This is a genomic window from Spiractinospora alimapuensis, from assembly GCF_018437505.1.
GTDB classification, from domain to species: domain Bacteria; phylum Actinomycetota; class Actinomycetes; order Streptosporangiales; family Streptosporangiaceae; genus Spiractinospora; species Spiractinospora alimapuensis.
In genome coordinates this window covers 2579324-2604895 of sequence record NZ_CP072467.1, presented here as the reverse complement: position 1 = coordinate 2604895, position 25572 = coordinate 2579324, and the positions used below count along the sequence as shown (strand labels likewise).

Sequence of the window (25572 nt, the reverse complement as noted above, 5' to 3'; positions counted from 1 at the left end):
ACAAGGAGAGAAGATGCCGCACGAGCTCACCGAGCTCAACGTCCGCACCGTACGCAGAACCGCGGACCAGCCGTCGGAGGAACTCACGGCGGACGTCTGCGTCGTCGGGGCGGGGATCGCGGGCCTGTCGGCCGCCGTCGAGGCGCGGCGCCTGGGCCACTCGGTGGCCCTGGTGGACGCCCAACCCGTTCTCGGCGGGCAGTGCGTGAACTCGCTCATCGGGCTGTTCTGCGGTGTCTACGGCAACGCCCCGGAGTACCGGCAACTGACGCACGGCATCTTCGACGCCATGTTCGAGGACCTCGGGCGGACGAACGACATCCACTACAACCGCAGCCACACCATGACGGTCAGCTACGACGAAGTGGTTCTGGCGCGCTGGTTCGAGAACCTGGTGCGGGAGCTCGGGATCCAGGTCGTGCTCGGGGCGTCGGTTCTGGACGTGCACGTGAACGACGGGGGCGTCCACCAGTGTGGGTTCGCCACCAGGCACGGGCGGGTGCGGGTCACGGCCGCGGGGTTCGTCGACGCCAGCGGAGACGCGGCTCTCGCCTGGGAGGCCGGTTTCCCCTGCCGCGTGCCCGAGCGCACAGTGTGGGGTTCGCAGCAGGTCCGGCTGGAGCACCTGGACGAGGAGTGGAAGCCGGACCCCAAGGAGCTGGTGGCCCGCATCGACGCCAAGGCCGACGCCTACGGGCTCATCCGCCGCGACGGCTTGGCCTTCTTCTTCCCGGGCCGCAACACCGCGGTGATGAACATGACCCACGTGGAGTCCCCGCTGGACGCCGTGGGCGCGGCCAAGGCACAACTCGACGGCCGGGTCCAGGCGGACCGGGTGGTGGACTTCCTGCGCCAGGAGTTCCCCCGTGCCTTCGGTGAGGCCCGCGTGCGTGCCTACGGGTTCCCGGGACGCCGCCAGACGCGATGGATCCAGGGGACGCACCAGCTCACGGTGGACGAGGTGCGCTCCGGGGTCCGGTTCGACGACGCGGTCGCCCGCACCGCCTGGCCGATCGAGCTGCACGACCGGCCCGAGGGTTACGTGTGGGAGACCTACGAGCCGGACCACGTGCACTACGTCCCGCTGCGCAGCATGCTGCCCCCGACGGCCCACAACCTGGTGGCGGCCGGCCGCTGCGTCGACGGTGAGCCCGCCGCTCTGTCCAGCATCCGCGTTATGGGCCCCTGCGCCGCCATGGGCTTCGCCGCCGCCCACGCCCTGGACATCGCCGACGGTGACAGCCTGCACAACGTCACCCCGGAGGAGTTGAGTCCCCGAGTACGAGAGAACGTGGCGGGCTAGGAGAGACCGCCACGCTGCGCGTGACTCATTTCTTGCGGCGACTCCGGGTGCTCGCCGTAGCCACTTCCTGGCCTGGTGTGGGGGAGTGGCCAAACCCCCAGGGCCTTGGGGGTTTGGCGCGGTGTTCCTATTGGGCCCACGGAACGGGCGTGGTGCCGGGAACTCCGGGGCGGCTGACTGTGCCGTCGGGGCGCATGCAGACGAGCGCTTCGGCGTCCTTGGCCGCGGCGACCACGCGTTCCGCTCCGGCGGGGACAACCGCCGCCTCGCCCGCTGACACGGTGAACGGCTCCTCGGCGACGGTGATCTCGAAGGTCCCCGCGAGGGGCATCCACACCTGGTCACGGTCGATGCTGTGGATGGGTGACCGTGCCTCGGCCGGCATGTGGACCCGCCAGGTGCTGATTTCCTCGCTGCCCTGACTGGGACCGGCGAGCGCCGCCATCGTGCCGCCCGGCGTGGTGGTCGTGCGTGCTTCTGTCTCTCGGATGATGACCATCAGACCTCCTGAGTAAACGAGCTTTACTCAGTGAGTAAAGCGGCTTGACTCGCATGTGTCAACATGGGGGCATGGCGCAGCGAGATCCGTTGGAGCAGACCGAACTGACGTTCCTCCTCGGCATGGGCTTCCAGCTCATGCTGGGAGAGTTCGTCCGCCGGACCGACGATGCCGGCTACGCGGAGCTGCGGCCCATCCACGGGCTGGCCTTCCAGGCCTTGGGCCACGACGGTGCGACGAGCTCCGAGCTCGCCGAGGCTCTCGGAATCACCAAGCAGGCGGCCGGGCAGGTGGTGAACTACCTCGAGGAACGCGGGTACGTTCGCCGCGTGGTCCATCCGGCGGGCGGCCGGCGGCGTCTGGTCGTGCTGACCGACAAGGCGCGGCGCCACCTCACCGTGGCCGGGTCCGCCCTCCACGCACTGGAGGCCGAAGTCTCGGAGGCGATCGGCCCCGTGGAGGCGGACACCCTTCGGCACACCCTGATCGCCCTGATCAGAGCCCGCACCGAGGACGGGGTGCCGCCCCTCCGCCCCGTCTGGTGAACCCGCTCCTCCACCAGCCATCACCCCCCGTTGATCTTGTAGCTGTCGCGTATGACAGTGGCCCGGTTGTCGCTGGCAGCAATATCAACGCGGGTTGGCGACGAACCGGAGGCGGGTGCGCACGGTGACGGCGGCGCAGACGAGCACCGCGAATCCGCCGACGACGGTGACCCAGGTGAGCCGCTCGTGCAGGAGAACGGCCGCCAAGCACACGCTCAGCACTGGCTGCACCAACTGCACTTGACTGACCTGCGCGATCGGACCGATCGCGAGTCCTCGGTACCACGCGAAGAAACCCAGATACATGCTCACCACGGCCAGGTAGCCGAACGCGGCCCACTCCACCGGGGTGCCGCTCGGCGGGCTCTGGGCCATCGATACCCCCAGGACGGGGACCATCGCGGGTGCGGACATCACGAGAGCCCAGGAGATCGTCTGCCACGCCCCGAGCTCACGCGCGAGCAGCCCACCTTCCGCGTAGCCGATCGCGGCCGCGATCACCGCACCGAACAGCATCAGGTCCGACCAGTGCAGGCCGGTGAAGCCGCCGCCCGAGAGCGCCGCGAACACGATCGCGACCGCCGCGCCCACGACCGCCATGCCCCAGAAGAACGCAGACGGGCGCTCCTGCCCGCGCAGGGCCGCGACCGCCGCGGTCGCGGCGGGCAGGATCGCGATCACGACGGCGCTGTGGCTCGCCGGGGCGGTGGTGAGCGCGTAGGACGTCAGGAACGGAAAACCCACGACGATGCCGCCGGCGACCACCCCGAGGCGGGCCCACTGGACGCCGTGCGGAAGGCGCTGACGGGTCAGTACGAGGGCCGCGGCGGCGAGGGCCGCGGCGATGACCGCACGGCCCGAGCCGACGAACAACGGTGATATCCCGCCACTCCCGACCGCGACCCGAGTGAAGGGAACCGTGCAGGAGAAGGCCGCGACGCCCAGGAGTCCCCACCACAGTCCGGCTCGGGAGAGCGATAGCGCCGGCGCGGCGAGTGCAGTAGCGCTACTATTGTCTGACATGTATGAGGATAGCAGTGCGCGGATCGTCGCCGGGTTGCGCGAATGGATCGCGACCGCCCCACCCGGCGCGAAACTGCCCTCGACCCGGGCACTCGTGGCCCAGTACGCCGCTAGCCCGGTCACCGTGCAGAAAGCGCTCCGCACCCTGGTGACGCAGGGGACGGTGGAGAGTCGTCCCGGGGTCGGAACCTTCGTGCGCGCGACACGGGTCGCACGGCCGCACGACTACGGGTGGCAGACCGCCGCCCTCGGCACACCGGTCCACCGCGCGCCGCACCTGCCCGCCCCGTTGCGGAGCCCACCCAACGACGTGATCGCGCTGCACTCGGGCTACCCGGACAGGGAGCTGCTACCCGAACGCCTGGTCCGTGCCGCGCTCACCCGGGCCGCCCGCTCTGACGCGGCGATCAGCAGGCCACCAGCCGCGGGATTGCCGGAACTCCAAGCGTGGTTCGCGAGCGAACTCGGCGCGGCCACCACCATGGGCACCGCATCGCCGGCGCCGAGCGACGTGATCATCTTTCCGGGGAGCCAGAGTGGACTCAGTTCGGTCTTCCGCTCTGTGGTCGGTGCCGGACGTCCGCTCCTGATCGAATCACCCACCTACTGGGGGGCGATCCTCGCGGCGAACCAGGTCGGTGTGCGGCTCGTTCCCATCCCCAGCGGCATCCACGGGCCCGACCCGGATGATGTGGCCCGCGCGTTCCATCGCACCGGAGCCCGTGCCTTCTACGCCCAACCGAACTTCGCCAACCCCACCGGCGCCCGATGGTCATCCACTGTCGCCGGCCGGGTGATGGATACCGTGCGCCAGTCCGGAGCCTTCCTCATCGAGGACGACTGGGCGCACGACTTCGGGATCACGGCCGATCCGGTGCCCCTCGCCGCCCGCGACGACGGGGGACACGTGGTGTACCTGCGTTCGTTGACGAAGAGCGTGTCGCCGGCCGTGCGCATCGCTGGAGTCATCGCCCGAGGTCCCGCCCGCGAGCGCATCCACGCCGACGCCCAGGCCGAGTCCATGTACGTCAGCGGCGTCCTCCAGGCCGCCGCACTCGACGTCGTCACCCAACCCGCCTGGCGCACCTCGCTGCGCACCCTGCGCCGCGAGCTGGCACCGCGCCGCGACCTACTCGCCCGAGCCCTCCGCGAGCACGTTCCCACGGCGTACGTGGCGGCTGTCCCCCAGGGCGGACTCAACCTGTGGGTGCGGCTCCCCGACGGCACCGACGTGGCGAGGCTGGTACGGGACTGCGAGACCGCCGGCGTCATCGTCGCCTCCGGTGACGAATGGTTCCCCGCCGAACCCACCGGACCCCACCTACGCCTCAACTACTCCGGCCCGAACCCCGGCGCGTTCCCCACGGCGGCGCGCACGATCGCGGAAGCCCTGGAACGGAACAGCGGACCGTGACGGCGGGCCACCCCCAGGCCACCCCCACCCCCATAAGGGCGTGCCGCACCCAACGGGTGGGGGTGCGCTTTCACCTGCGCGAGCGGAGTCAGGTACGCCCGGTAGCGGGACAATGCGCGTCAGCAGGGCCGGCCCGAACGGACGGTCTATCGGCTCACCGAAAAAGGCCACAACACGTTGGAGGAGTGGTTCGAGGAGATGCTCACCACCCCGGCGCGAGTTCCCAGAGTTTCCGGTGGCGCTGGGTTCGCTGCCGCACCTCACGCCGGACCGGGCCGCGGGGCTCCTGGAAGCCCGGGCGCGGCGCTTGCAGGACCTCCTGCGGCAAGCCGAAGCCGACGCCGCGCAGGCCGGCGCCATGGGCCTGCCCCGGTTGTTCACCTTGGAGGACGACTACCAACGGGCGCTCACCGAAGCAGAGCTGCGGTGGGTGAACGCCGTCGTGGACGACTTGCGCGGGGCGCCTGGCCTGGAACGAGGACTGGCTGCGTGGCGTGACAGAACGTCTCACCGCCGACCCCGTCCGCGACTGACGGCATTGCCTTGCCGGCCTGGACACTGCCGGGATCCTCTTTTGCAATCGGGGGACGTAGTGGCCTCTCGTAGGGTGCACCTGTGACCCGCTGCCTTCGCATCCTCGCCGCTCTGGCGCCGTGGGGGGTGGGGCTCGCGGCCGGGCTCCTGGCGTTGGGGCCGGCCGTGGGGCCGGGGTTCGCGCTTCGGTACGACATGGTGTTCGTGCCCAACCCGCCACTGTCCTGGCACGTGCTCACCGGCGGGGAAGGGTTTCCCCGGGCGGTGCCTAGCGACGCGGTGGTCGGGGCGCTCGGCAGCGTGCTCCCCGGTGATCTGGTGCAGACCCTCCTCCTGCTCAGCGTCTTCATGGTGGCGGCGGCCGGTGTGTGGCGGATCGTTCCCGGCCCGTGGCCCGCGCGGCTGGCGGGGGCGGTGTTCGCGGTGTGGAACCCGTTCCTGGCGGAGCGGCTGCTCCTCGGACAGTGGGCCCTCCTCTTCGGATACGCGGGCCTGCCCTGGGTGCTCGCCGCCGCCACCCGCGTCCACACCCCCCGGGACGCCCCCCGGATGGTGCTCGCGATGGTCCCCGCCGCCGTGGGGGGATTCTCCTCGATCCTGTTGTCCGGACTCCTGGCGGGCGCCGCCCTCCTCACCCGCCCGCCGCGTGGTTCTCGTCCGTGCCGGGGTCGTCGCGGGCGCCCTCACCGTCGTCAGTCTTCCGTGGCTGGTCCCCGCCCTCGGCGCGTCGGCGAGCACCGACCCCGCCGGGGCCGAGCTCTTCGCCGCGCGCGCCGACACCCCCTTCGGCGTCACCGGGTCACTGCTCGCGCTCGGCGGCATCTGGAACGCCCAGGCCGTCCCGGCGGGCTACGACTCCGTCGTCCTGGCCCTGGGCCAGCTCCTCCTCTCCCTCACCGCCCTCGCCGGCTGGGTGTGGCTGCTGCGTCGGGGCCCCCGGACTCCCTACGGCGTCGCCCTGTCGGTCGCGGCGGCCGTCGGGTTCACCATCGCGTTGGTGGGCTCCACGTCAGCCGGACAGACCGCCCTCGCCGCCGCGATCTCCGCGTGGCCGGGGTTCGGCACGCTCCGCGACGGACAGCTCTACCTCGCCCCCCTCGCCCTGCTCCAGGCGGTGGGCATCGCGGGCGTCGCCCAGTGGATCGGCACCCCCAGACGCGCGGCGAGCGAGAACACCGGCCCCACCCCCCTCGGCCGGGCGACCGGCGCCGCTCTCGCCCTGCTCAGCGTGGCGCTCCTCCCGGGGCTCGCCTGGGGAGGAGCGGGAGCGCTGTCCCCGGTGCACTACTCGGAAGAGTGGCAGCGGGTCCAACGAATGGTCGACGACGACCCCGCCCCCGGCGCCGTACTCACCCTGCCCTGGAGTGCCTACCGCGGCATGGACCGCGCCGACGGGGGCCACACCGTCGTCCTCGACCCCGCCGTCAAACTCTTCGAGCGCCCCGTGGTGTGGAACGACGCCCTCCGCGTCGACACCCCCGACGGCCTGCGCGTGGCCCAGGGCGAGGACCCGTGGGCGCGCGCCGTGGGAGAACTCCTCCCCCCGGAGGTGACCGGCGCCCCCGACAGCGGGGGAGCCGAACCCGGTGACCCCGACTCCGCGCGCCTCGCGGCCGAGCTCGCCGCGCTCGGCGTGCGCTACGTCCTCGTGCACGACAACGCGCCGCCGGAAAACCAGAACATGTTCACCCCCGAGGCGCCCGGATTCGTCGGCGTCCACAGCGGCACCGAGCTCCTACTGCTGCGTGTTGACGCCGCAGCGTCGCAGGAAGCAGCACCAAATCGGTCGGGGGAGTCCGATATTTCGGGGTTGGAAGTTACTGGATGGTTAGTTACAGTTGGGGCAGTCGTTTGGTCAATCGCTGCATCACGTTCTAGTTGGAGTCTCCGAGGGCCTACCTCGAGGAACAGCTCCAGTCCGCGGCGCCCTCGCCGGTGATGCCACGCCCCCGAACCACGACGCGCAAAGGAGCCCCCCACCGTGTTCAAGATCCTCTCCGCGGCCGCCGTCGGGGTCGCGCTCGCCGTAGCGGTGAGCTTCGCTGGGGCCTCGCTGGCCACGACCGCCTCCACCACCACCGAACCGGTGAACGAGTCGTTGTACAACTACGGTGATCGCTGACCCGGGTCTCATGCACCGGGACACTCCTGCCCGGCAGAGTCACAAGGCCCCACCGAGGCTGGACGGCGTCCGGGTGGCGGTGTTGAACTGGCGCTGCCCGTGGCAGTCCGTCGCCGGCGGCGCCGAGGAGTACGCGTGGCGGGTCAGTGATGACCTCGCCCGCCGCGGCGCCCAGGTCACCTTCCACACCAGCCGGGAACCCGGCCAGCCGCGCCGCGAGAGCCGGGCGGGGATCCGGATCGAACGCCGCGGCGGCAAGTTCTCCGTCTACCCCGCGACGCTCCTGCGCCTGTTGTGGCGGCGCCGTCGCGTCGACGCGGTCATCGACTGCATGAACGGCGTCCCGTTCTTCGCCCCCTTGGTGCTCCCACGCCGCACCCCCGTCGTCTGCCTGGTGCACCACGTCCACGACCTGCAGTTCCGCGCCTACTTCCCGGACCTCCTGGCTCGGCTGGGCCAGTTCGTCGAGGGCCCCATCGCCAGCCGCGTGTACCGCCGGTGTCGCACCGTCACCGTGTCGGAGTCCTCTCGCCAGGCCCTGCGCACGAAGCTCGCCTGGCGTTCCGACATCACCGTGATCCACAACGGCGCCCCGGCCCCCCACCCCGTCCCGGAGCAGCGGCCGGCCGAGGACGGAACACCGGGAGTTCTCGTCCTGGGCCGGTTGGTCGTCCAGAAACGCGTCACCCGGATCGTGGACGCTGTGGACGCGCTGCGCGAGGACTGGCCCGGCCTGCGCCTGCACGTGGTGGGGCGCGGCCCCCAGGCGGCGCCGCTGGTGGAGCGGGCCGAACGGCATGATCTGGCCGACCGGGTCGCGATGCACGGGTTCCTTCCCGAAGGCGAGAAGCGGGCCGTGATCGCCTCCTGCCGGCTGCACGTGACGGCCTCGGAGTTCGAGGGGTGGGGGCTCACGGTCATGGAGGCCGCGGCGCTGGGCATCCCCACGGTCGCCTACGACGTCGACGGCCTGCGCGACTCCGTCCGCGACGGCGTCACCGGCTGGCTGGTGCGGGACGGCGAGACCCTCCCCGACGTGATGGGCCGCGCCCTCAAGGAGCTGAGCGACCCGGTGCGCGCGCGGGAGATCGAGCGCGAGTGCCGCGCCTGGGCGGCCCAGTTCACCTGGGAACGGACCGGACGGGAGATGGCAGGGCTGCTGCGCGACACCTTATGACCCACGCCTCCTCTCCCACGCCGCGAGCCCGGGGGGAAGAGACCCTCACGCGTCGCCTCACGCTGTTCGCCGTGTGCCTCTTCCTCACCGCGCTCGCGTTCAGCGTCGACCCGGGACGAATCCTCGGCGACACCAAGATCGACCTGGCGATCAACCCCACGGGTTTCCTCCAACGCGCGTTGCACCTGTGGGACGGCGCCTACTTCGGGCAGTTGCAGAACCAGGCCTACGGCTACCTCTTCCCCAACGGTCCGTTCCACGCGCTCCTGCTCGCCGCCGACATGCCCCCCTGGATGGTGCAGCGGGTGTGGATGGCGGTCCTGCTGTGCGCCGCGTTCCTCGGCGTGGTTTGCGTGGCCCGCGCGTTGGGGATCGGCACTACCTCCACCCAGATCGTGGCCGGAGTGGCCTACGCGCTGTCGCCCCGCGTGCTGACGCTGCTGTCGTACAACTCCGCGGAGCTGCAGCCGACCATGCTGTTGCCGTGGGTGCTGCTCCCCCTGATCCACGGGACGCGGCACGGCGCCAGTCCGGCCCGCGCGGCCTTCCTGTCCGCGACGGCCTTCCTGCTGTGCGGCGGCACCAACGCCGCCTCGGAACTCGCCATCCTCGTCGTGCCGCTGCTGTACCTCCTCACCCGCCGCAACGGTGCCCGCACCTGGCGGCTCCTGGGGTGGTGGCTGTTCGCGATCGCCCTGGTCACCTTCTGGTACCTGGCGCCGTTGATCATCCTGGGGCGCTACGTCTACGACTTCATGCCCTTCACCGAGGACGCGGGCACCACCACCAGCGTCGCCTCACTGATCAACGCGGTCCGCGGTTCCTCCAACTGGATGGGCTACCTCTCCACCCAGGGCCAAGCCCCGCTCCCCGCCGGGGCCGAGCTCGCCAACGCGCCTCTGCTGATCGCGGTCACCGCCGTGGTCGCGGGACTCGGTCTGGCGGGTCTGGCGAACCGGCGCCTGCCCGAACGCGCGTTCCTCATCGTCACCCTCCTCACCGGCGTCGCGATCGTGGTGAGCGGTCACACCGGTGACCTTACCGGCCCCCTGGCCGAGACGATGCGGGGGCTCTACGACGGCGCCCTCGCCCCCTTCCGCAACGTGCACAAGTTCGACGCGGTGATCCGGCTCCCGCTCGCGCTCGGACTCGCGTTCCTGCCGCTCGCCGTCGTCCAGCGCACCCAGGGCCGGCCCAGCCGCCTCACCCGGAACGCCCCTCCGGACGTGGTGCGACGTGCCACCGCCGTCACCTGCGCCGCGGCCGTCGCCGTCACCCTCACCCCGATCGCCACCGCCGGAATCGCCACCCGCGGAGGCTTCGAGGACATCCCGGACCACTGGCGGGACGCCATCGCCTACCTCGACGCCGAGACGGGCGACGGCATGACGATGGCCGTCCCGGGCTCCGCGCGCGGCGAGTACATGTGGGGCCGCCCCCTCGACGAGCCCATGCAGCCACTCATGGACGGGCGGTGGACCAATCACCAGATCATCCCCTGGGGATCCCCCGGCTCCTCCCGGATCCTGCACGAGGTGGACCGTCGGCTGGCCTCCGGGCAGGGTTCGACCGGACTCGCGCCGTTCCTCGCCCGCATGGGCGTCTCCCACCTCCTCGTCCGCAACGACCTGCAACGCGACGGGGCGAACGGCGCGTGGCCGGCGCAGGTCCACCAAGCCCTGGAGGACTCGCCCGGGATCAGCCGCGACCGGGGCTTCGGGCCGATCATCGGAGACGCGGAGACCGACCCCGACGTGGGCCGGTTCGAACAGCCCTACCGCGCCGTCGACATCTACACCGTCGCCGACCCCGCACCCCTCGTCGGAACCCTGCCGCGGGAGGACACACTCCGGGTCCTCGGCGCACCGGAGTCCCTCCTGCCGCTGCTGGAGACCGGCGTACTGGACGACGAACGGCCGGTCGTCATCGGCTCCGACCCCGGGGCCGAGCAGGTCGACGCGGCCGACACCATCGCCACCGACACCGTGCGACGCCGGGAGATGGTCTACCCCGACGTCCGCCGCAACGTCAGCGGGACGCTCACCGCCGACGAGGAGTACGAACGCGACGTCCCCGCTCCCGACATCACTGACCCGGCCTGGGATCCCTCCACCGCCACCGTGTCCTACGACGGAATCGCCGGCATCCGGGCGTCGAGCTCCCAGGCCGGCGCCGAGGGCGGAGCCACCACCAGGGATCCCGGGCGCGCCCCGGCGGCGGCCGTCGACGGCAACGCCGCCACCGCGTGGCGCTCGAGTGGATTCCGTGGCGCGGTGGGCGAGTGGCTGGAGGTGGAGCTGGAGGAGCCCCGCGACGTCTCCGGCCTCAGCGTCGCCTTCGAGCCCATCCCCGGCGAGCCCCCACCCGCCGAACTCGAGGTGATCACGGACGCCGGGCGGGTCCGGGCCACGGTCGACGCCAACGACGACGCCGGCACCCAGGAGATCGCGACCCCGCCGGGGGAGACGGAACGGGTGCGGATCAGGGTCACCGACCTGGCCTGGGAACCGGAGTTCCGCTTCGGCTCCCGGGTGGGGGTGACCGAGCTCAACATCCCCGGCGTCGACCCGGTCCGCACCCTCGACGTCCCCGGCGTCGACGAAGCCGGCACCGCCGTGTTCACCGGATCCACCGGGACCGTCTCCGGATGCATGCGCGGCTCCGCCACCTGGGTGTGCGCCCCCGAACTCGCGGTGCACGGAGAGGACGCCCGCCTCGTCCACCGCTCCTTCACCGCCAGCGCCGACACCGCGGACACCCCGCAGGAGGTGGCCGGAGAAGTGGTGGTCACCAACCCACGCACCCTGGAGAACATCGCCAACCGCGCCGCCGACGCCCCCGCCGTCACCTCGTCCTCCGTCGCCGCCGACCACCCGGCGGCGCTCGGTCGCAACGCGCTCGACAGCGACGCCGGCACCATCTGGTACCCCGACCCCCAGGACCCCGAGCCCACCCTCGACGTCGCGTTCGGCGAACCCACCAACCTGGACGGCATCCTCTTCAGCTTCCCGAGAGCCGACAGCGTGGAGTCCCCGATCCGCGTCGTCGTGGAGACCCCGGACACCTCGCGCGAGGCCTGGCTCGACAGCAACGGCCTCGTCGGTTTCGGGGAGCTCACCACCGAGGAACTGCGGTTGCGGTTCACCCCGCCCGCCAACCAGCCGCTCGAACTCGCCAGCGTGGTGTTCCCCGGTTCCGGCGCCGCCGACCCGATGGACGAGCTGTCCGGAGGGGTGTCACACGCCTGCGGCAACGGCCCCGTGGTGCGCGTCAACGGCCAGCGCGTCGCGACCCGGCTACCCGACGCCGACGCCGCCGAGGTGCTCGCGGGACTGCCCGTCCGCTTCGAGGCCTGCGACGAGGTCACCCTGGACGAGGGGGACAACGCGTTGTCCGTCGACGGCGGTACCTCCTACCGGATCGAGGCCACGACCCTCACCCCGTCGGGCGGCGGCCCCGACGGCGCCGACGACCCCGTGGTCATGGAACCGGTGGCGGAGGTCCTGGAATGGGGTCCACGGACCCGCCGCCTCGCGGTGGACACAGAGGAGGAGTCCCACCTCGTCGTCAACGAGAACCACAACGCCGGGTGGGAGGCGACGCTCACCACCGCCGACGGCGCGCGGGTGGACCTGGACGGCTACCGCCTCGACGGGTGGCGCCAGGCCTGGGCCATCCCTGAGGGGACGTCGGGGACCGTCACCCTCACCTATGCTCCGGACCAGCCCTACCGTTGGTCCCTCGCCATCGGCGGTGTCCTCGCCGGCCTGGCCGCCCTCTTCGCGCTGGTTCCCCGACGGGCCCACGCCCAGGTGGTGCGCGGGGGACGGGCCCTGCCGACCGCGCCGGCCGGCGGCATGCCCACCGCGCTGCTCACGGTTCTCGCGCTCCTCTTCGGGACGTGGATCGCGGGCCCCGCCGGCGCGCTCGTCTTCGGGGGCGCACTCGCGCTGTCGTGGTGGCTGTCCCGCCGGCGCACCACGGCAACCACCGCCGGCCCCACCACCCGGCCCAGCCTCCTCCTACGCCTGGCCCGCGCGGTCTCCGGCCCCGGCGTGGCGGTGGGCGCCCTCCTGCTCGCCGGCTGCGCCCTCGCCCTCGGCGGGCACCTGCACCAGAACCTGTCCTTCCACGCCGTCACGGCGCTGCTCGCCGACCCCCTGCGCGGCTGGATCCCCCAGCTCCTGTGCCTGCCCGCGCTGGCCAGGCTCGTGGTGTCGCTGTGGCGCTTCGAGGACGGGGACGACCGATGAGCGCCGGCCCGGCCTCGCGGGGGGTGGCCGCCGCGCGGAGGCACGCCGCGGTGCTCCTCGTCGGCCTCGGCGCCTTCCTCGCCGCGCTCGCGATCCTGCTGCGCACCTACGTCTACGCGCAGTTGGCCCTGCTGCCGGGCACCGTGACCGACCAGGTGGTGCTGGAGGACGAGGCGGCGGAGTACCTGGACACCACCCAGTGGGAGACCGTCGAGGACGTGTCGGTCGTCCGCACCGAGGAGGTCCTCGCACAGCAGTCGCCCGGCAACGCGGGCTGGAGCGTGTGGTGGGTCCAGAGCGGGACCGAGGCCGAGGAGCGGCCCGTCGACCACGTGGACCGGCGGGTGGTCGTGGACCGCGCGGACGGCACCGCGATCAACTGTTGCGGCGAACACGTGAACGGGGACCGGGCCGTGCGCCAGGCCGGGCTGACCCTGTACTGGCCCCCGGGAGCGGCCCCGGAGGATCACCCCTACTACGACGCCGACATCCGCGCCGCCCCCGCCATGCGCTACGAGGGCGTCGAGGAGATCGGCGGGATCGAGACCCGCCGCTACGTCCAGACCATCGAGGCCACCCAGCTTCCCGACTCCGTCCGATCAGTCCCCGCCGAGGTCCTGGGGGAGGACGGCGACGGCGTGGTCGACGCGGCGCGGTGGCTGGACCTCACCCGCACCGTGTGGGTGGAGCCGGAGAGTGGCCTCCCCGTCCACCGGGAGGAACGCCGCCGCGAGGCGCTGCGTGGCGTCGACGGCCGAGGAGAGGTCGTCCTGCTGTCCGCCGACCTGGAGACCCCACCCGCGCAGGTCACCGCCAACGCCGACCACGCGCGACAGCGCGCCACCCTGCTGCGGGCCACCCAGAGTTGGATCCCTGGACTCCTCCTGGTCCTCTCACCCCCGCTCGTCACCCTGGGGCTGATCCGCTACCGGCGGAGCCGCGCCCTCGACGCCGCCAACGACCCCGAGGCGCGCACCGTTTCCGATCCCGACGCCGCTCCCGACAGCGCGAACGGCGCCGGCCGGACCGGCGACTGAACCACCGGATAGTCCGCGGCAATTCCGTCGTATTCGTTGCGAATCTCGTCATGATAATCGCGGATCGCTGTTTCGTGGCGGCTGATCGGAGTGAAGTGTTTCCCGATTGTCGTCCACCAAGCCCGTGCCGACTTCCCGGGTCCCCGAGGCGGTGTGAGAGTGGATCACCGGTTTGAGGTGGCCGTCACCGTGTCAGGGGATAAATGTATCCCCAAGGTGAGGTGCCAGGTTTTTCCGCCCCTTCCGTGGATGGGGATCGACCTTTTCTTGGGGATGCATGGCAGATCTGGAAAGAGTCTTTCCAGTTCAGGGGTCTGCGCAGCCCAGGGTGGGGTGGAGTGTGGGGAGGATCGATGGGTGGAGTCTTCCGTTTTCCGGCGGAAACCCGACTCGGATTGGCGGGAAAGGGTATCTTGACGGGCTATTTGGTGCCTGTCTATGCTTCCCATGACTGACGGAATAAGGGGTTGGGAGGTTCGGTAATACCACCGGTTGGCAGTCATTCGTCTGGATATCTATTTCCCGATCGAGAATGTGTCGCCCGTTTGTCCTGTGGTGCCGAATGGTCCCGCCCACTCCGTCGTAGTGCCGGGTGTGTCCCGGTGGTTCGCGACCCTCCACGAAGGGCGAGAAACGTATGAAGAACAATAAGCTCCGTTCCACGGGTGCCGTGGCGGCCGCTTCCGTGCTGATATTCGCGCTGATGCCCGCCGGGACGGCGAACGCGCACGGTTACGTCTCCAACCCCGCCAGTCGGCAGGCCCAGTGCGCCGCCGGCGTCGTCGAGTGTGGGGACATCCGGTGGGAGCCACAGAGTGTCGAAGGCCCCAAGGGGCTGATGAGCTGCTCGGGTGGCAACGCGCGCTTCTCCGAGCTCGACGACGACAACTACGGCTGGGAGGTGGCCAACGTCGGCACCAACGCCGCCTTCGACTGGACGCTGACGGTCACCCACGCCACCTCCACGTGGGAGTACTTCATCGACGGCCAGCTCGTCGACAGCTTCGACGAGGGCGGCGCACGTCCGCCGTCCAACTTCACCCACAACGTCGACCTGTCCGGTTACAGCGGCCAGCAGACCGTACTGGCCCGGTGGAACGTCGCCGACACCGCCAACGCCTTCTACGCCTGCGTCGACGTCAACATCACCTGACCACTCGACCCCCTGGCCCACGTCCGGGCGCGGGCCAGGGCCACCCCTCGCCCAACACCGGACCCCGCACTACAAGGCCACGCTTCGCGTGGCCCACTCTTCTATGGCGGCTTCGGTTCTGCGGGGTGCCACTTACGGGCCTGGAGGGCCGGGTCTACCCGACTCGGCGCAGGACGAGCAGGAGGTTCCAGGTCACGACCTCGCGGAGCACCGGGACCCGCAGCACGGGCCACACCCAGCGGGGGAGGTACCGGGGGATGGCGGCGACCAGGTGGGTGTCGGGTTGGTGGTGGGCCCACTGGAGCATCTCGCGGGCCGTCACGGCGAACATGCTGACGCCGAACTGGTTCTTCGGCGCGTGACCCGTGCGTCGTTGGAAGCGGCGGGCGGCGAACTCCCCGCCGAGGAAGTGCCACGGTGAGGTCTCGTGGCCGCCCCACGGGGACCACCACAACGTGTAGGAGAGGTAGACCAGGCCACCGGGGCGTGTCACCCGCACCATCTCGTCGGCCATGGTCCGCGGCTCGGGTACGTGTTCCAACACGTTGGAGGAGAAGCACAGGTCCACCGAGCCAGAGCGCAGCGGGAGCGACAGGGCGCTGCCCAGCACCGCCTTGTCCGGCACCACGCCGTCCCGCAGTCGCATCTCGCCGGCGTCGGCGTCGACACAGAAGCACTGGGCGCCGGCGCGACGCAGCTCCTCCGCGAAGTACCCCGGCCCCCCGCCGATGTCCGCGACGACCGCGCCGTCGAGGTCGGTGAAGTGGCGGAGTTGGGCGACGGTGTCCCGGGCGAGCGTGCCGTAGAAGTGGTCCGGGTCGCGCTGCTCCTGTCGAAAGGCGGCGAACAGCCGTGCCGAGCGGGCGAGCGTCGGCCGGAAGCCCTCCGGCGCGGGCGGAGCCGACATCAGCCGGCGCCTTGGTCGAAACGGAAGAAGTGGCGCCGATGCTCCCAGTGGTCCCCGGCCCAGTACTCGTCGCAGGCCAGCAGGGTGCCGCCCCGGCCCGCGAGGAATCCGTTCAGGGCGCGGGTCGCCACCGTGTGCATGCGCATCGGAGCCGGATAGCCGAGAATCCACCGTTGCGCCAGCCGGATCAACGCGTTGGGGGCGTAGCGGAAGACGAGACCCTTGACCGTGCGCCGCTCCCGGACCGGGACCCCGACCACCAGCGCACCGCCGGGGCGCAGCACCCGCGCGAACTCCGCGAGGTACCCACGGGCCAGGTCGCCCGGCATGTGCTGCAGCACCAGGTCGCAGTACACCAGGTCGAAGGAGTCGCTCTCCAGCGCGGGCAGGCGCGGGGACTCGTTCAGCAGGAGGGTCACGTCGGGCGGGTCACCCAGGAGGCGTCGCGCCTCGGCCACCATGGAGGGGGAGACGTCCACTCCCACGGTCTCGGCGAAGTGGGCACGCAGGCCGTGCGTCAACCGACCGGCGCCGCAGCCGAAGTCCAGCGCCCGCCCGGACGCCGGAACCCGCCAGCCCAGGTCGGCCAACCGCCGCAGGGAGGAGTCGACCTCCGCGGCGCCGGAGGACAGGAACGCCTCGTCCTCCCAGCCGCCGTCGCGCTTCGTCGGGTCCACGCACACCGCCCACAGCGGCTCGACCTCGCCGAGCCGAGTCCAGTCGCGCCGGATCTCCTCCAGTGTCACCGCGGCCCCTCTCACCGACCCACGCCGTGGCCCGTCGTCCACCGAGCACGCTCCCCACCGGATGCGTGCTCTGCGACGCTTGTGCAGAACATATCGGTCCGGGATGATCCGCGCAGCAGCGATGTGCGACGGGCTACCGAACGGGGTGAGCGACAGTGCCGTCAGCGGAGCCACGGGGAGACGGTCGGCGAGTGGACCGGATCGTCGTGCTCGGGGTCCTGGTGGTCCTCCTGGGGATGGGACTCAAGGCGTGGGCGCTGCGGTCGGCGTTCTTCATCGAGGACGACCTCGTCTTCTTCGGGCGTGCGTACGCCTCGGGCGAGCTCACCTGGAGCTACCTGCTGGACCTGCACAAGGGCCACCTCATGCCGGGTGCGATGCTCCTGGTGTACCTGCACACCGCCCTCACCCCCTACGACTGGGGCGCGGTCAGCGGAGTGATGCTCCTGACGCAGGCCGCCGCCGCTCTCACCCTGTTCCGGCTGCTGTGGGAACTGTTCGGCCGGCGCTGGTCCCTCCTGGTTCCCCTCACCGTCTACACCCTCGCCCCGCTCACGCTCCCCGTCCTCACCTGGTGGTCGGCGGCCCTCAACGCCGTACCGTTCCAGCTCGCCATCGTCGCCGCCCTGCTGTTCACGGTGCGCCACGTACGCACGGGAGAGCGACGCCACCTGTGGTGCACACTGGCCGCGGTGGCGTTCGGGATGGCGTTCTCCGTCAAGGCGATGCTGCTCCCGGTCTTCCTCTTCGCCGTCGTGGTCGCGTTCTTCACCCCCGGCCGGCTCACCAGTGCTCCGGTCACCGCCGTGGACCGCCGGCCGCGGCTTTGGGCGGGGCTCGGACTCCTCACCGCGGGTCACCTGGCCCTGTACCTCACCCGACAGTCCCAGGCGGGCGACGACGGCGCGGGCATGCCCGACCCCGAGGTCTCGCTGTCCATGACCCGAGCCCTGGTGGGGGAGACCTTCCCGCTGGGAGTCGTGGGTGGCCCCTGGGCGTGGGGACCGGTCACGCCGGCGGGGGGACTGGTCGCCGCCACCACACTCGGGGCGGTCATCGCCTGGGCGGTGCTGTTGCTGCTAGTGACGACCACCGTGTTCTTCCGGCCGCGCGCGTGGCGCGCCTGGGGCCTGGTCCTCGGCTACGTCCTCGCCGTCGACCTGGTGCCGACCCTCATCGCGCGAGGCCGCTACGAGGCCCTCGTCGGATACGACCCCCGCTACGTCGCAGACGCGGCCGTCGTCTTCGTGGTCTGCCTGGCGCTCGCCCTCCTCCCCACGGGCGAGGAACGGGAGCGCGGGACCGGGTACCGGCGACAGCCGCCACGGCGCCGAGGTTTCCTCGTCGCCGTCGTGGCCGCGACCACCGCCTACGCCGTCGCCGCCAGCTACGCCACGATCACCTACGTCGACACCCTCTCCGGCGACCGGGTCCGCTGGTACTTCGACACGGTGCGGGCCACCGACATCCCGGACGACGCCGCCGTCTACCCCCACCCCGTCCCCGAGGACGTCGTCCTGCCGTGGAACGGCGACGACCGGCTGAGCTCCTTCGTGTTGCCCCCGCTGCTCGGGGAGGACGGGCCGCGGGTCGCGGTACCGGTGCCCAGCGCACAACCCATGCAGTTCAACGGGGAGGGGTTCCTGGTCGACGCCGAGCCCGCGCCGGAGACCGAACTGTGGGGGCCGCCCGAAGACGAGGAGTGCCTCCCGTTGGAGGACGGCGCCTTACGGTGGGACGTCCGCGCCGGTGGTGGCCCGACCACCGCGTTGGGGATCGCCTACGACACGGCCGTCGCCCCACCCCTGACGGTCACCGTGGGGACGGCCGTCACCGAGACCGCGCTCCCGCCCGCGCCCGACGGCGGCGTGTGGTACGTGCCCGAGGCCGCGAGCGGAGAACACATCACCCTCCAAACCGACCCCGACACCTGCCTGCGCCTGCTCACCTACGGCGCGTTGGTACCGGTGTCGGAGGGCGACCCCTGGGCCGAGGCCGAGTCCGACACCGACGCGGATGAGGGCTCCGACGAAGACGAACGTGAGGATTCCGAGGCGGGCGACTCCGACTGAGGAGACGTGGGCCGGTCCCGCACCGCCAGCAGGTGATAGGCGCGACGGGTCGGGAGCTCCACGAAGCGGTGTGTCAGCGCCGCGAGCACGAGTGTCCCGAGCACCACCGGCCCGAGGTCCAGCAGCATTGAACCCGTGAACGGCTCCTGGCTGGTGAAGTCCCGCCAGAGGTAGAGCACGATGAACTGCCACAGGAAGACGCCGTAGGACACCTTCGCCAACCACGCCATCACCGGCCCGGTCATCAGGGTGTGCAACCACGCGCCGCTGCCCCGCCACCGCTCCGCCGCGGACGGGCGCTCCATGGGCAGGAAGGTGATCGGCGCGAGGAAGAAGAACGCGAACACCAGGGCGGCGAGGGACTGGGCGACGGCCGGCCAAATCGAGTCCGCCCCGGCGAACCGAACACCCGTGGCCGGCGTCGCGGTCACCAGGTAGGCGCCGAGGGCCACGAGCCAACAGGTCGCCGGCGCGGTCGCGAGCGTGTGGCAGAACCGGCGCACCGGACCGTCGCGGTCGGGCTCCTTCCACGCCCACTCCGAGATCACCGCGAGCGCCATGCCGGCGGCGAACATGCCCAGAGTGCGTGGCAGCCACATGTGCATCTGCGGCCGGTGCTCGGGATAGAACTGCACCACCAGGACGGCGACCGAGAACACGATCACCACCCCGAGGCCGACGAGGAGCCGCCGCGCCCGCGCGTCCACGTCGGAGCCACCACGAGCGACCCGGTGCAGCAGGTAGGCGAGGACCGGGAGCAGCACGTAGAAGGCCACCTCCACGCACAGGCTCCAGATCTGACCGAGACCACGCGGGCCGATCCCCTCGTACCAGGGGTCGGGCGTGTACACGAACGAGAGCGTCAGGACCTCGAGCCACACCCGGACCGAGGCGAGGTACTCGCGCGAGTAGAGCAGCAGCGCCGCCACCGCGACCAACCAGTAGGCGGGAAGGACCCGCAGGGCCCGCCGCCACAGGTACGCGCCGGCCCGGGGCGCCGGCGTCCCGTACAACGTCGCCCGCGCCCACGGCCGGTACAGGAGGATGCCCGACAGGCCGAAGAACAGGGGGACGGCGAGCTCCAAGCCGGAGAACAGCGCACCGCGCAGCCCGGGGACGAGCGCCGTGCCGCTCTCCACCGCGACGTGGAACACGAGCACCATGAGCGCGGCGAGAGCACGAACACCGTCCAGCGGGAGGTGGTGTCCGTGGATCTGCGGGAGCGTGGTGTCGCGGGTGTCAGGGGTGGGGGGCACGGGGGGCCTTCCTGAACGCGTCCAGTTAGAACATGTTATAAAAATCCGGACACGTGTGGGTGACGCCTGGCTTTGCGCCAATTACGATACTTCAACGCCTTTTTACCGCCGGGCGGGGTTTGGCCCGCACAAGAACACGTGCCTGTCGGACGAAACGCCCTAGTGGCCCCTGGGAGGGTCGATGCGCCGGATTGCCGCAGTCATCCTTGTCGCTTTCGGGGTTTTTCTCCTCGCGCTTGCCCCCTTGCTGCGATTCTGGGTAGCGAACGAGATGATGCGCACCCCCATGGACTATTACGCCGAGGTGACCCACGAGGCGGTGGACGCGACCTACTTCAACATCGAGGACGTCGAGGTGGTCGAGGACGCCACCGTGCACGCCTACACCACCCTGCGGGCCGACGTCGCGGCCAGCAGTCCCGAGGACGAGGTCGTGGTGTGGGACCAGTTCACCTGGATCGAGGACGCCCAGACCGGGTACGGCATCTCCTCCAACACCCGCCGGGTGGGCCACGACCGGCTTACCGGTGAGGCCGTGGACGGCTACGACGCCGCCATCAACGAGAGCCCGGTGGTCCAGGCGGGGCAGGCGTACAAGTTCCCGTTCCTCCCCGAACAACGGAGCTACGACTTCTACGACACCACCTCCCAGCAGAGCGCCCCGATGGAGTTCGACGGCGTCGAGACGGTGGAGGGCACCCACGAGGGCTCACCGTGGCACGTGGACGCCTACCGCTACGTACAGCGCATCGACGAGATCGCCATCGACGAGCGCGACGTTCCCGCCGACCTCCTCGACATCGAGGTGGACGAAGACGACGAGGACGCACCGACCGACGTCGAGACCGACGAGATCTTCGAGATCACCCGCACGTACTGGATCGATCCCGTGACTGGCACCCCGCTCAAGCAGCGCGAGGAGCAGAGCCGCGTGGCGCGCGCCGAGACGGGCGAGGAGCTGGTCCTGCTCGACGCCGACCTCGAGTGGACCCAGGAGACCACGGACTCCTACTACGAGAACGCCCGACGCGGCATGACCATGATCCCCCTCCTCCGCGAAACCCTTCCCCTCACCTTCCTCGTGCTCGGCGGAGTCCTCATCCTGAGCGGCGTGCCGTTGTACGTCCTTCGCGGCCGTTCCACCGACCTCCGCCAGTGACGACCGGAGCGGCGCCGGCACCCCCGGGCGGCTTCGCCCGCGGGCTGCTGCGCGCCCCGGCCCCGGCAGTGGCCCAAGAACCTCCTCGTCGTCGTCGCCCCGGCCGCGGCGGGCACGCTCGCCACGCCCCAGGCCTGGACCGGGGTCGGTCTGGCCTTGGCCGCCTTCTGCCTGGCCGCGAGCGGCACCTATCTCCTCAACGACGCCTGGGACGTCGCCAGCGACCGACGCCACCCCCGTAAACGACACCGCCCCGTCGCGGCCGGAACCGTGCCCACCGTGACGGCGTACCTCGGCGGGTCCCTCCTCCTCGCGGCATCCGTGGCCACCGCGACCCTCGGCAACCGCGCTCTCCTCGCCTGCGTGGTCGGCTACATCGGCCTCACCCTTGCCTACACGGTGTGGCTCAAGGGCGTGGCCATCTGCGACATCACCGCCGTCGCGGGCTGCCACGTGCTGCGCGCGGTGGCGGGGGCGGCGGCCGTCGGCGTGCCGACCAGCCGCTGGTTCCTGCTCGCCGTCTCCCTCGGCGCCCTCCTCGTCGTCGCCGGCAAACGCGAAGCCGAACTCACCAACCACGGCCCCGGCGAGACCCGCGCGGCCCTCCGCCACTACACACCAGCGTTCCTGACCCAACTCCGCACCATGGCCTCCGCGGCGCTGATCGTCACCTACTGCCTGTGGGCCCTGGAAGAACACGAACACGCGACCGAACTCGGTGCGGAGGCAGCGAGTATCGTTCCGTTCATCATGGTCGTGATGCGCCTCAACCTCCTGATCAGCCAGGGCAGGGGAGAGGAACCCGAAGAACTCCCCCTGCGCGACCGCCCCCTCCAACTGGGCCTGGCCGCACTCGCCGGGCTGCTGCTGTGGGGTGTCTACGGTGGGTGAGGCGGCCACCGGGCGTTGGGCGCACAGTCGTGCGTGGACGGCGGGCGAGCGTCGGGCCCGGAGGTCGTGCCGCGCCGTTCCCCACACCCCCGCGCGGCGGACCGCCGAGTGCGTTGCCGGGGGCCGGCCCGGGGGTGCCGTCGCCGTGTTCCTCGAGCGGTCGGGGCCAGGGGGCCAGGGTGGGTGAGACCACCGCCGACCGGGTGCTGTTCAGTGGCTGGGGTGGCACGTCCCCCACGGTGGCGCACCGGCTTCGTGCCACCAGTGTGGAGGAGGTGTCGGTCGCGCTCACAGAGGCGGGGGAGCCCGGGGCCGACCGAGGGCTCATCCCTCGTGGCCTGGGCCGCTCCTACGGTGACGCGGCCCAGTGCGCGGGTGGACGGGTGCTGGACTGCACCGGCCTCACCGGTCCGATCCACCTCGATCCGGAGCGGGGCGTCGTCACCGCGCCCGCCGGGACGGCCTTCGCCGACCTGATCGCCCACCTGTTGCCCCGCGGATACTTCCCGCCCGTGGTTCCCGGGACGCGGCACGTGACGCTGGGCGGTGCCGTCGCCGCCGACATCCACGGCAAGAACCACCACGTCGACTCCTCCATCGGTGCCCACATCCGTTCCCTGCGCCTGGTCACGCCCGACGGGTGCGGGCGACACCTCAGCCCCGACCACGACCCCGACCTGCTGTGGGCGACCGTCGGCGGTATGGGTCTCACCGGGGTCATCACCGAGGTCGAGCTCGCGGCGCTCCCGGTCACCAGCGGACACCTGCGGGTGGACACCCTCCGACTCCCGGACCTCGACGCCGCGTTCGCCGCCATGAGCGACGACGCGGGCGACCATCGCTACAGCGTGGCGTGGCTCGACCTGCTCGCACGTGGTCGCCACCTCGGCCGCGGCGTACTGACCCGCGCGAACCACGCGGACCACGACGAGCTCCCACTCGCGGCTCGCCGGGGGACCCTGCGCTACGCGCCGACCACACCCCTCGCCGTCCCGGTGACCCCGCCACTCTCGCCGCTCACCCCCCTGAGCGTGGCGGCGTTCAACACCGCCTACTTCCACCGCGCTCCCCGACGGCGGCAGGACGAACCACAGACCATCACCCGCTACTTCCACCCGCTGGACGGCGTGGGCGGCTGGAACCGGCTCTACGGTTCCGCCGGCCTCCTCCAGTACCAGTGCGCGGTTCCCCACGGCGCCGAGTCCGTCCTCCGCCGGATCGTCGAGACCTGCTCCCGCGCCCGGGTCCCCGCCTTCCTCGCGGTCCTGAAACGGCTCGGCCCCCCAACCCCCGGACCGCTGTCCTTCCCCCTCCCCGGCTGGACCCTCGCGCTGGACCTCCCCGCCGGCCTCCCCGGAGCGTCGGCGATGCTGACCCACTTCGACACGTGGGTGGCCGCCGCCGGTGGCCGCGTCTACCTTGCCAAGGACGCCCGCACCCACCCGGACTCTCTGGCCGCCATGTACCCCCGGCTCCCCGAATGGCGCCGAACCCGCCACCGCGTCGACCCGCACCGTCGCCTCACCTCGGACCTCGCCCGCCGTCTGGAGCTGCGGTGAGTAGGAGCAGGACAGCGCTGTCGTCCCTCGGATCGGCGACCCCGGAGGCGCCGTGCGGGTGTGGACGGTCGCGTGGGTTGGTTGAATTACGGGGCATTGTCACTGAGTGAGAGACCGTCTCCTCGCTCGCGAGAACAGGGAGAGTACCGATGCGCAACGCCGTGGGCTCCGTCGACTCCGTCTTGGTCCTTGGGGGGCGCAGTGAGATCGGGGCGGCGATCGCGGAGCGGCTCGTCCGGGACGGGGCGCGGCGGGTCGTCCTGGCGGCGCGGGGGGCCACCCGAGTGGAGGACTTCGGGGACGTCGCGTCCCGACTACACGACGCGGGACCGGTGGAGCTGCACGGGGTGGACTTCGACGCGGCGGAGCCGGGGCGGCACGCGGAGGTCGTGGCACGGGCGGTCGAACTGGTCGGGGACCTGGACGTCGTGATCGCGGCGTTCGGCGTACTGGGGGACCAGGGCGCCTACGAGGAGGACCCGGCGTCCGCGGCGCGCGACGTGGGGGTGAACTTCGGGGGGCTGGTGTCGGCGAGTCTCGCGGTGGCGCGGCGCCTACGGCGTCAGGGGCACGGCGCCTTGGTCGTGCTGTCCTCGGTCGCGGGGGTGCGGGTGCGGCGCGGGAACATGGTCTACGGGGCGGCGAAGGCCGGCGTGGACCGGTTCGCCGTCGCCCTCGGCGACTCCCTGCGGGGCAGCGGCGCACGCGTGCTGGTGGTCCGGCCTGGGCACGTCTTCACCTCGATGTCCCGGCACGTCGCTCCGGCCCCGTTCCCCACGACCGCCACCGACGTCGCCACCCGTGTGGTCGCGGCGTTGCGGGCGGACCGGGACACCGTATGGTGCCCGGCCGTGCTGCGGCCCCTGTTCGGAGTGCTGCGCCTCCTGCCCCGTCCAGTGTGGCGACGACTGCCGCGTTAGGGAGCGTCTGCCAGCAGAGGGCCGGGGCGAGTCCGCGGGCGGCCGGCGTGGCGCGGCAGCCGTAACGGGGCCGTCGGCGGCTCGACGATGTGGGTGCCACCCCGTGGTGGCCGGGGCGGGTGGCCAGCGGCGAGTGAGGCGGCGGTGGTTGTCGGCGAGCAGGTGGATCGTGGGGGATCCGTCCGGTTGGGTGCGGGCGGCACGGTGGTTCGGTCGATGCCGGCCTCCGTGGGCTGGGGGTGGCATCGTCGATGCGTGGGGCCTGGGTGACGCGGTTCCAGGTCGTGGGATCAGCGGTGGTGGCGTCCGGCGACGGTCTCTCAGGGGGCTGTGTCGCTCGGGCGCGTCACGCCAGGGGGCTCGGTGCGGGTTCCGAACAGGATCGCGTTGATGACCTTGCGGTGTCCGGCCAAGCGCTTGCTCCTGCGTAACCGGGCGGACACGAGCGGGCGAGCGGCCCACTCCTCGTCGTTGGGTTCATGGTGTCGAACCACGAGACCAAAGGTCCCAAAAAACCGGCCCGCTCCGCAGCCCGCTCAACAAACACGACCTGGTGCTGCGCCCGCCCGCCGCCGCCTCCACCCCTGTGGGGTCGGGCTTCGCAGGGCTGACCTCTTTGGAGCGATCGGTCATCCGCGTCACAGTCGGCGCAGGCCGGCCAGGACCTCGCTGAGGAGCTCCGGTTGGGCGGCGCTCTGGGCCGGGGCGTGGGCGCGGAGGTAGCCGCGCGTGATGAGGTCGCCCAGGAGCACCTTCACCACCGCGAGCGGCATGTCGAGACTGGCGGAGACGTCGGCGACTGACTGGGGGACGCGGCACAGGGACAGCATGCGCAGTTGCTCGGGTTCGACCGTGTCTTCGTCCACCGTGGCGTCGGTGGTGACCACCAGACTGGCGACGTCGAGCGCGGGGCAGCCGCTCCGGTCCCGCCCCACGGTCAGAATGTAGGGGCGGACCAACGGGTCCTCTTCGTGGGTTGGCTCGCGTTCCAACGCCATCATG

At 71.5% G+C, this 25572-nt stretch carries 19 protein-coding genes and 1 pseudogene; 13 read left to right on the top strand and 7 right to left on the bottom strand.

All coding sequences use genetic code 11. The annotated features are described in order from the left end of the window. Positions 1-13 precede the first annotated feature (13 nt). The gene (locus J4H86_RS11860; protein ID WP_269134560.1) at positions 14-1303 is read left to right on the top strand and encodes an FAD-dependent oxidoreductase; all 1290 of its coding nucleotides are present in this window, start codon (positions 14-16) and stop codon (positions 1301-1303) included. Between the two features lie 127 nt (positions 1304-1430). Here J4H86_RS11860 and J4H86_RS11855 read toward each other — a convergent pair whose 3' ends face one another. Further along, positions 1431-1802 (bottom strand): cupin domain-containing protein, encoded by a 372-nt coding sequence (locus tag J4H86_RS11855; RefSeq protein ID WP_236543554.1) that lies wholly within the window; start codon positions 1800-1802, stop codon positions 1431-1433. A gap of 71 nt (positions 1803-1873) precedes the next feature. Between J4H86_RS11855 and J4H86_RS11850 the strand changes: the two genes are divergently transcribed. Beyond that, positions 1874-2347, top strand: coding sequence for a MarR family winged helix-turn-helix transcriptional regulator (locus tag J4H86_RS11850; protein ID WP_236543553.1), 474 nt, complete (start codon positions 1874-1876; stop codon positions 2345-2347). Positions 2348-2431: 84 nt separating this feature from the next. Here J4H86_RS11850 and J4H86_RS11845 read toward each other — a convergent pair whose 3' ends face one another. Beyond that, a complete protein-coding gene (locus tag J4H86_RS11845; protein WP_236543552.1) occupies positions 2432-3370 on the bottom strand; it encodes a DMT family transporter in 939 nt (312 codons plus the stop codon). Between J4H86_RS11845 and J4H86_RS11840 the strand changes: the two genes are divergently transcribed. From J4H86_RS11840 to J4H86_RS11810, 7 genes are all read left to right on the top strand, one after another. Further along, complete coding sequence (locus J4H86_RS11840) at positions 3369-4784, top strand: aminotransferase-like domain-containing protein (protein WP_236543551.1); 1416 nt, start codon at positions 3369-3371, stop codon at positions 4782-4784. The genes J4H86_RS11845 and J4H86_RS11840 overlap by 2 nt on opposite strands. Positions 4785-5964: 1180 nt before the next feature. Further along, a complete protein-coding gene (locus J4H86_RS11835; RefSeq protein ID WP_236543550.1) occupies positions 5965-7257 on the top strand; it encodes a hypothetical protein in 1293 nt (430 codons plus the stop codon). Between the two features lie 42 nt (positions 7258-7299). Continuing rightward, positions 7300-7440, top strand: a complete 141-nt coding sequence (locus J4H86_RS11830; RefSeq protein ID WP_236543549.1) for a hypothetical protein — start codon at positions 7300-7302, stop codon at positions 7438-7440. 10 nt (positions 7441-7450) lie between these two features. Next, a complete protein-coding gene (locus J4H86_RS11825; RefSeq protein ID WP_236544001.1) occupies positions 7451-8617 on the top strand; it encodes a glycosyltransferase family 4 protein in 1167 nt (388 codons plus the stop codon). Continuing rightward, positions 8614-12870: an alpha-(1->3)-arabinofuranosyltransferase gene (locus J4H86_RS27260; protein ID WP_269134559.1), complete on the top strand. Its 4257-nt coding sequence runs from the start codon at positions 8614-8616 to the stop codon at positions 12868-12870. Before J4H86_RS11825 ends, J4H86_RS27260 begins: the two co-directional genes overlap by 4 nt. After that, positions 12867-13907: a porin PorA family protein gene (locus tag J4H86_RS11815; protein WP_236543548.1), complete on the top strand. Its 1041-nt coding sequence runs from the start codon at positions 12867-12869 to the stop codon at positions 13905-13907. The genes J4H86_RS27260 and J4H86_RS11815 overlap by 4 nt, the downstream gene beginning before the upstream one ends. Before the next feature lie 637 nt (positions 13908-14544). After that, a complete protein-coding gene (locus J4H86_RS11810) occupies positions 14545-15060 on the top strand; it encodes a lytic polysaccharide monooxygenase auxiliary activity family 9 protein (protein WP_236543547.1) in 516 nt (171 codons plus the stop codon). 154 nt (positions 15061-15214) lie between these two features. Here the strand turns inward: J4H86_RS11810 and J4H86_RS11805 are convergent, their stop codons facing one another. From J4H86_RS11805 to J4H86_RS11795, 3 genes are all read right to left on the bottom strand, one after another. Beyond that, entirely contained in the window at positions 15215-15967 is a 753-nt protein-coding gene (locus J4H86_RS11805; RefSeq protein ID WP_236543546.1) for a class I SAM-dependent methyltransferase, read from the bottom strand. After that, positions 15967-16887: a class I SAM-dependent methyltransferase gene (locus J4H86_RS11800; protein ID WP_330932521.1), complete on the bottom strand. Its 921-nt coding sequence runs from the start codon at positions 16885-16887 to the stop codon at positions 15967-15969. Before J4H86_RS11800 ends, J4H86_RS11805 begins: the two co-directional genes overlap by 1 nt. A 1774-nt stretch (positions 16888-18661) precedes the next feature. Further along, positions 18662-20041: an acyltransferase family protein gene (locus tag J4H86_RS11795; protein ID WP_236543545.1), complete on the bottom strand. Its 1380-nt coding sequence runs from the start codon at positions 20039-20041 to the stop codon at positions 18662-18664. A gap of 244 nt (positions 20042-20285) precedes the next feature. On the opposite strand from J4H86_RS11795, the gene J4H86_RS11790 reads away from it, so the two are divergent. The 4 genes and pseudogenes from J4H86_RS11790 to J4H86_RS11775 all read left to right on the top strand — a co-directional run bounded on the left by J4H86_RS11790 (position 20286) and on the right by J4H86_RS11775 (position 24570). Further along, complete coding sequence (locus J4H86_RS11790; protein ID WP_236543544.1) at positions 20286-21200, top strand: DUF3068 domain-containing protein; 915 nt, start codon at positions 20286-20288, stop codon at positions 21198-21200. A gap of 69 nt (positions 21201-21269) precedes the next feature. Next, a pseudogene (locus tag J4H86_RS11785) lies at positions 21270-22091 on the top strand (decaprenyl-phosphate phosphoribosyltransferase); the annotation flags it as partial. 179 nt (positions 22092-22270) lie between these two features. Then, positions 22271-23650: an FAD-binding protein gene (locus tag J4H86_RS11780; RefSeq protein ID WP_236543543.1), complete on the top strand. Its 1380-nt coding sequence runs from the start codon at positions 22271-22273 to the stop codon at positions 23648-23650. A 149-nt stretch (positions 23651-23799) separates the two neighbouring features. Next, complete coding sequence (locus J4H86_RS11775) at positions 23800-24570, top strand: SDR family NAD(P)-dependent oxidoreductase (RefSeq protein ID WP_236543542.1); 771 nt, start codon at positions 23800-23802, stop codon at positions 24568-24570. Positions 24571-24890: 320 nt separating this feature from the next. On the opposite strand, the gene J4H86_RS11770 is transcribed toward J4H86_RS11775, so the two are convergent. Both J4H86_RS11770 and J4H86_RS11765 read right to left on the bottom strand, forming a co-directional pair. After that, a complete protein-coding gene (locus J4H86_RS11770; RefSeq protein WP_236543541.1) occupies positions 24891-25064 on the bottom strand; it encodes a hypothetical protein in 174 nt (57 codons plus the stop codon). 144 nt (positions 25065-25208) lie between these two features. Continuing rightward, positions 25209-25571, bottom strand: coding sequence for a DUF742 domain-containing protein (locus J4H86_RS11765; RefSeq protein ID WP_236543540.1), 363 nt, complete (start codon positions 25569-25571; stop codon positions 25209-25211). Position 25572: the final 1 nt, after the last annotated feature.

Coding starts and splice junctions, on each gene's coding strand:
- J4H86_RS11860 (WP_269134560.1), top strand. CDS start 14: ATGCCGCACGAGCTCACCGAGCTCAACGTCCGCACCGTACGCAGAACC.
- J4H86_RS11855 (WP_236543554.1), bottom strand. CDS start 1,802: ATGGTCATCATCCGAGAGACAGAAGCACGCACGACCACCACGCCGGGC.
- J4H86_RS11850 (WP_236543553.1), top strand. CDS start 1,874: ATGGCGCAGCGAGATCCGTTGGAGCAGACCGAACTGACGTTCCTCCTC.
- J4H86_RS11840 (WP_236543551.1), top strand. CDS start 3,369: ATGTATGAGGATAGCAGTGCGCGGATCGTCGCCGGGTTGCGCGAATGG.
- J4H86_RS11845 (WP_236543552.1), bottom strand. CDS start 3,370: ATGTCAGACAATAGTAGCGCTACTGCACTCGCCGCGCCGGCGCTATCG.
- J4H86_RS11825 (WP_236544001.1), top strand. CDS start 7,451: ATGCACCGGGACACTCCTGCCCGGCAGAGTCACAAGGCCCCACCGAGG.
- J4H86_RS27260 (WP_269134559.1), top strand. CDS start 8,614: ATGACCCACGCCTCCTCTCCCACGCCGCGAGCCCGGGGGGAAGAGACC.
- J4H86_RS11815 (WP_236543548.1), top strand. CDS start 12,867: ATGAGCGCCGGCCCGGCCTCGCGGGGGGTGGCCGCCGCGCGGAGGCAC.
- J4H86_RS11810 (WP_236543547.1), top strand. CDS start 14,545: ATGAAGAACAATAAGCTCCGTTCCACGGGTGCCGTGGCGGCCGCTTCC.
- J4H86_RS11805 (WP_236543546.1), bottom strand. CDS start 15,967: ATGTCGGCTCCGCCCGCGCCGGAGGGCTTCCGGCCGACGCTCGCCCGC.
- J4H86_RS11775 (WP_236543542.1), top strand. CDS start 23,800: ATGCGCAACGCCGTGGGCTCCGTCGACTCCGTCTTGGTCCTTGGGGGG.
- J4H86_RS11765 (WP_236543540.1), bottom strand. CDS start 25,571: ATGATGGCGTTGGAACGCGAGCCAACCCACGAAGAGGACCCGTTGGTC.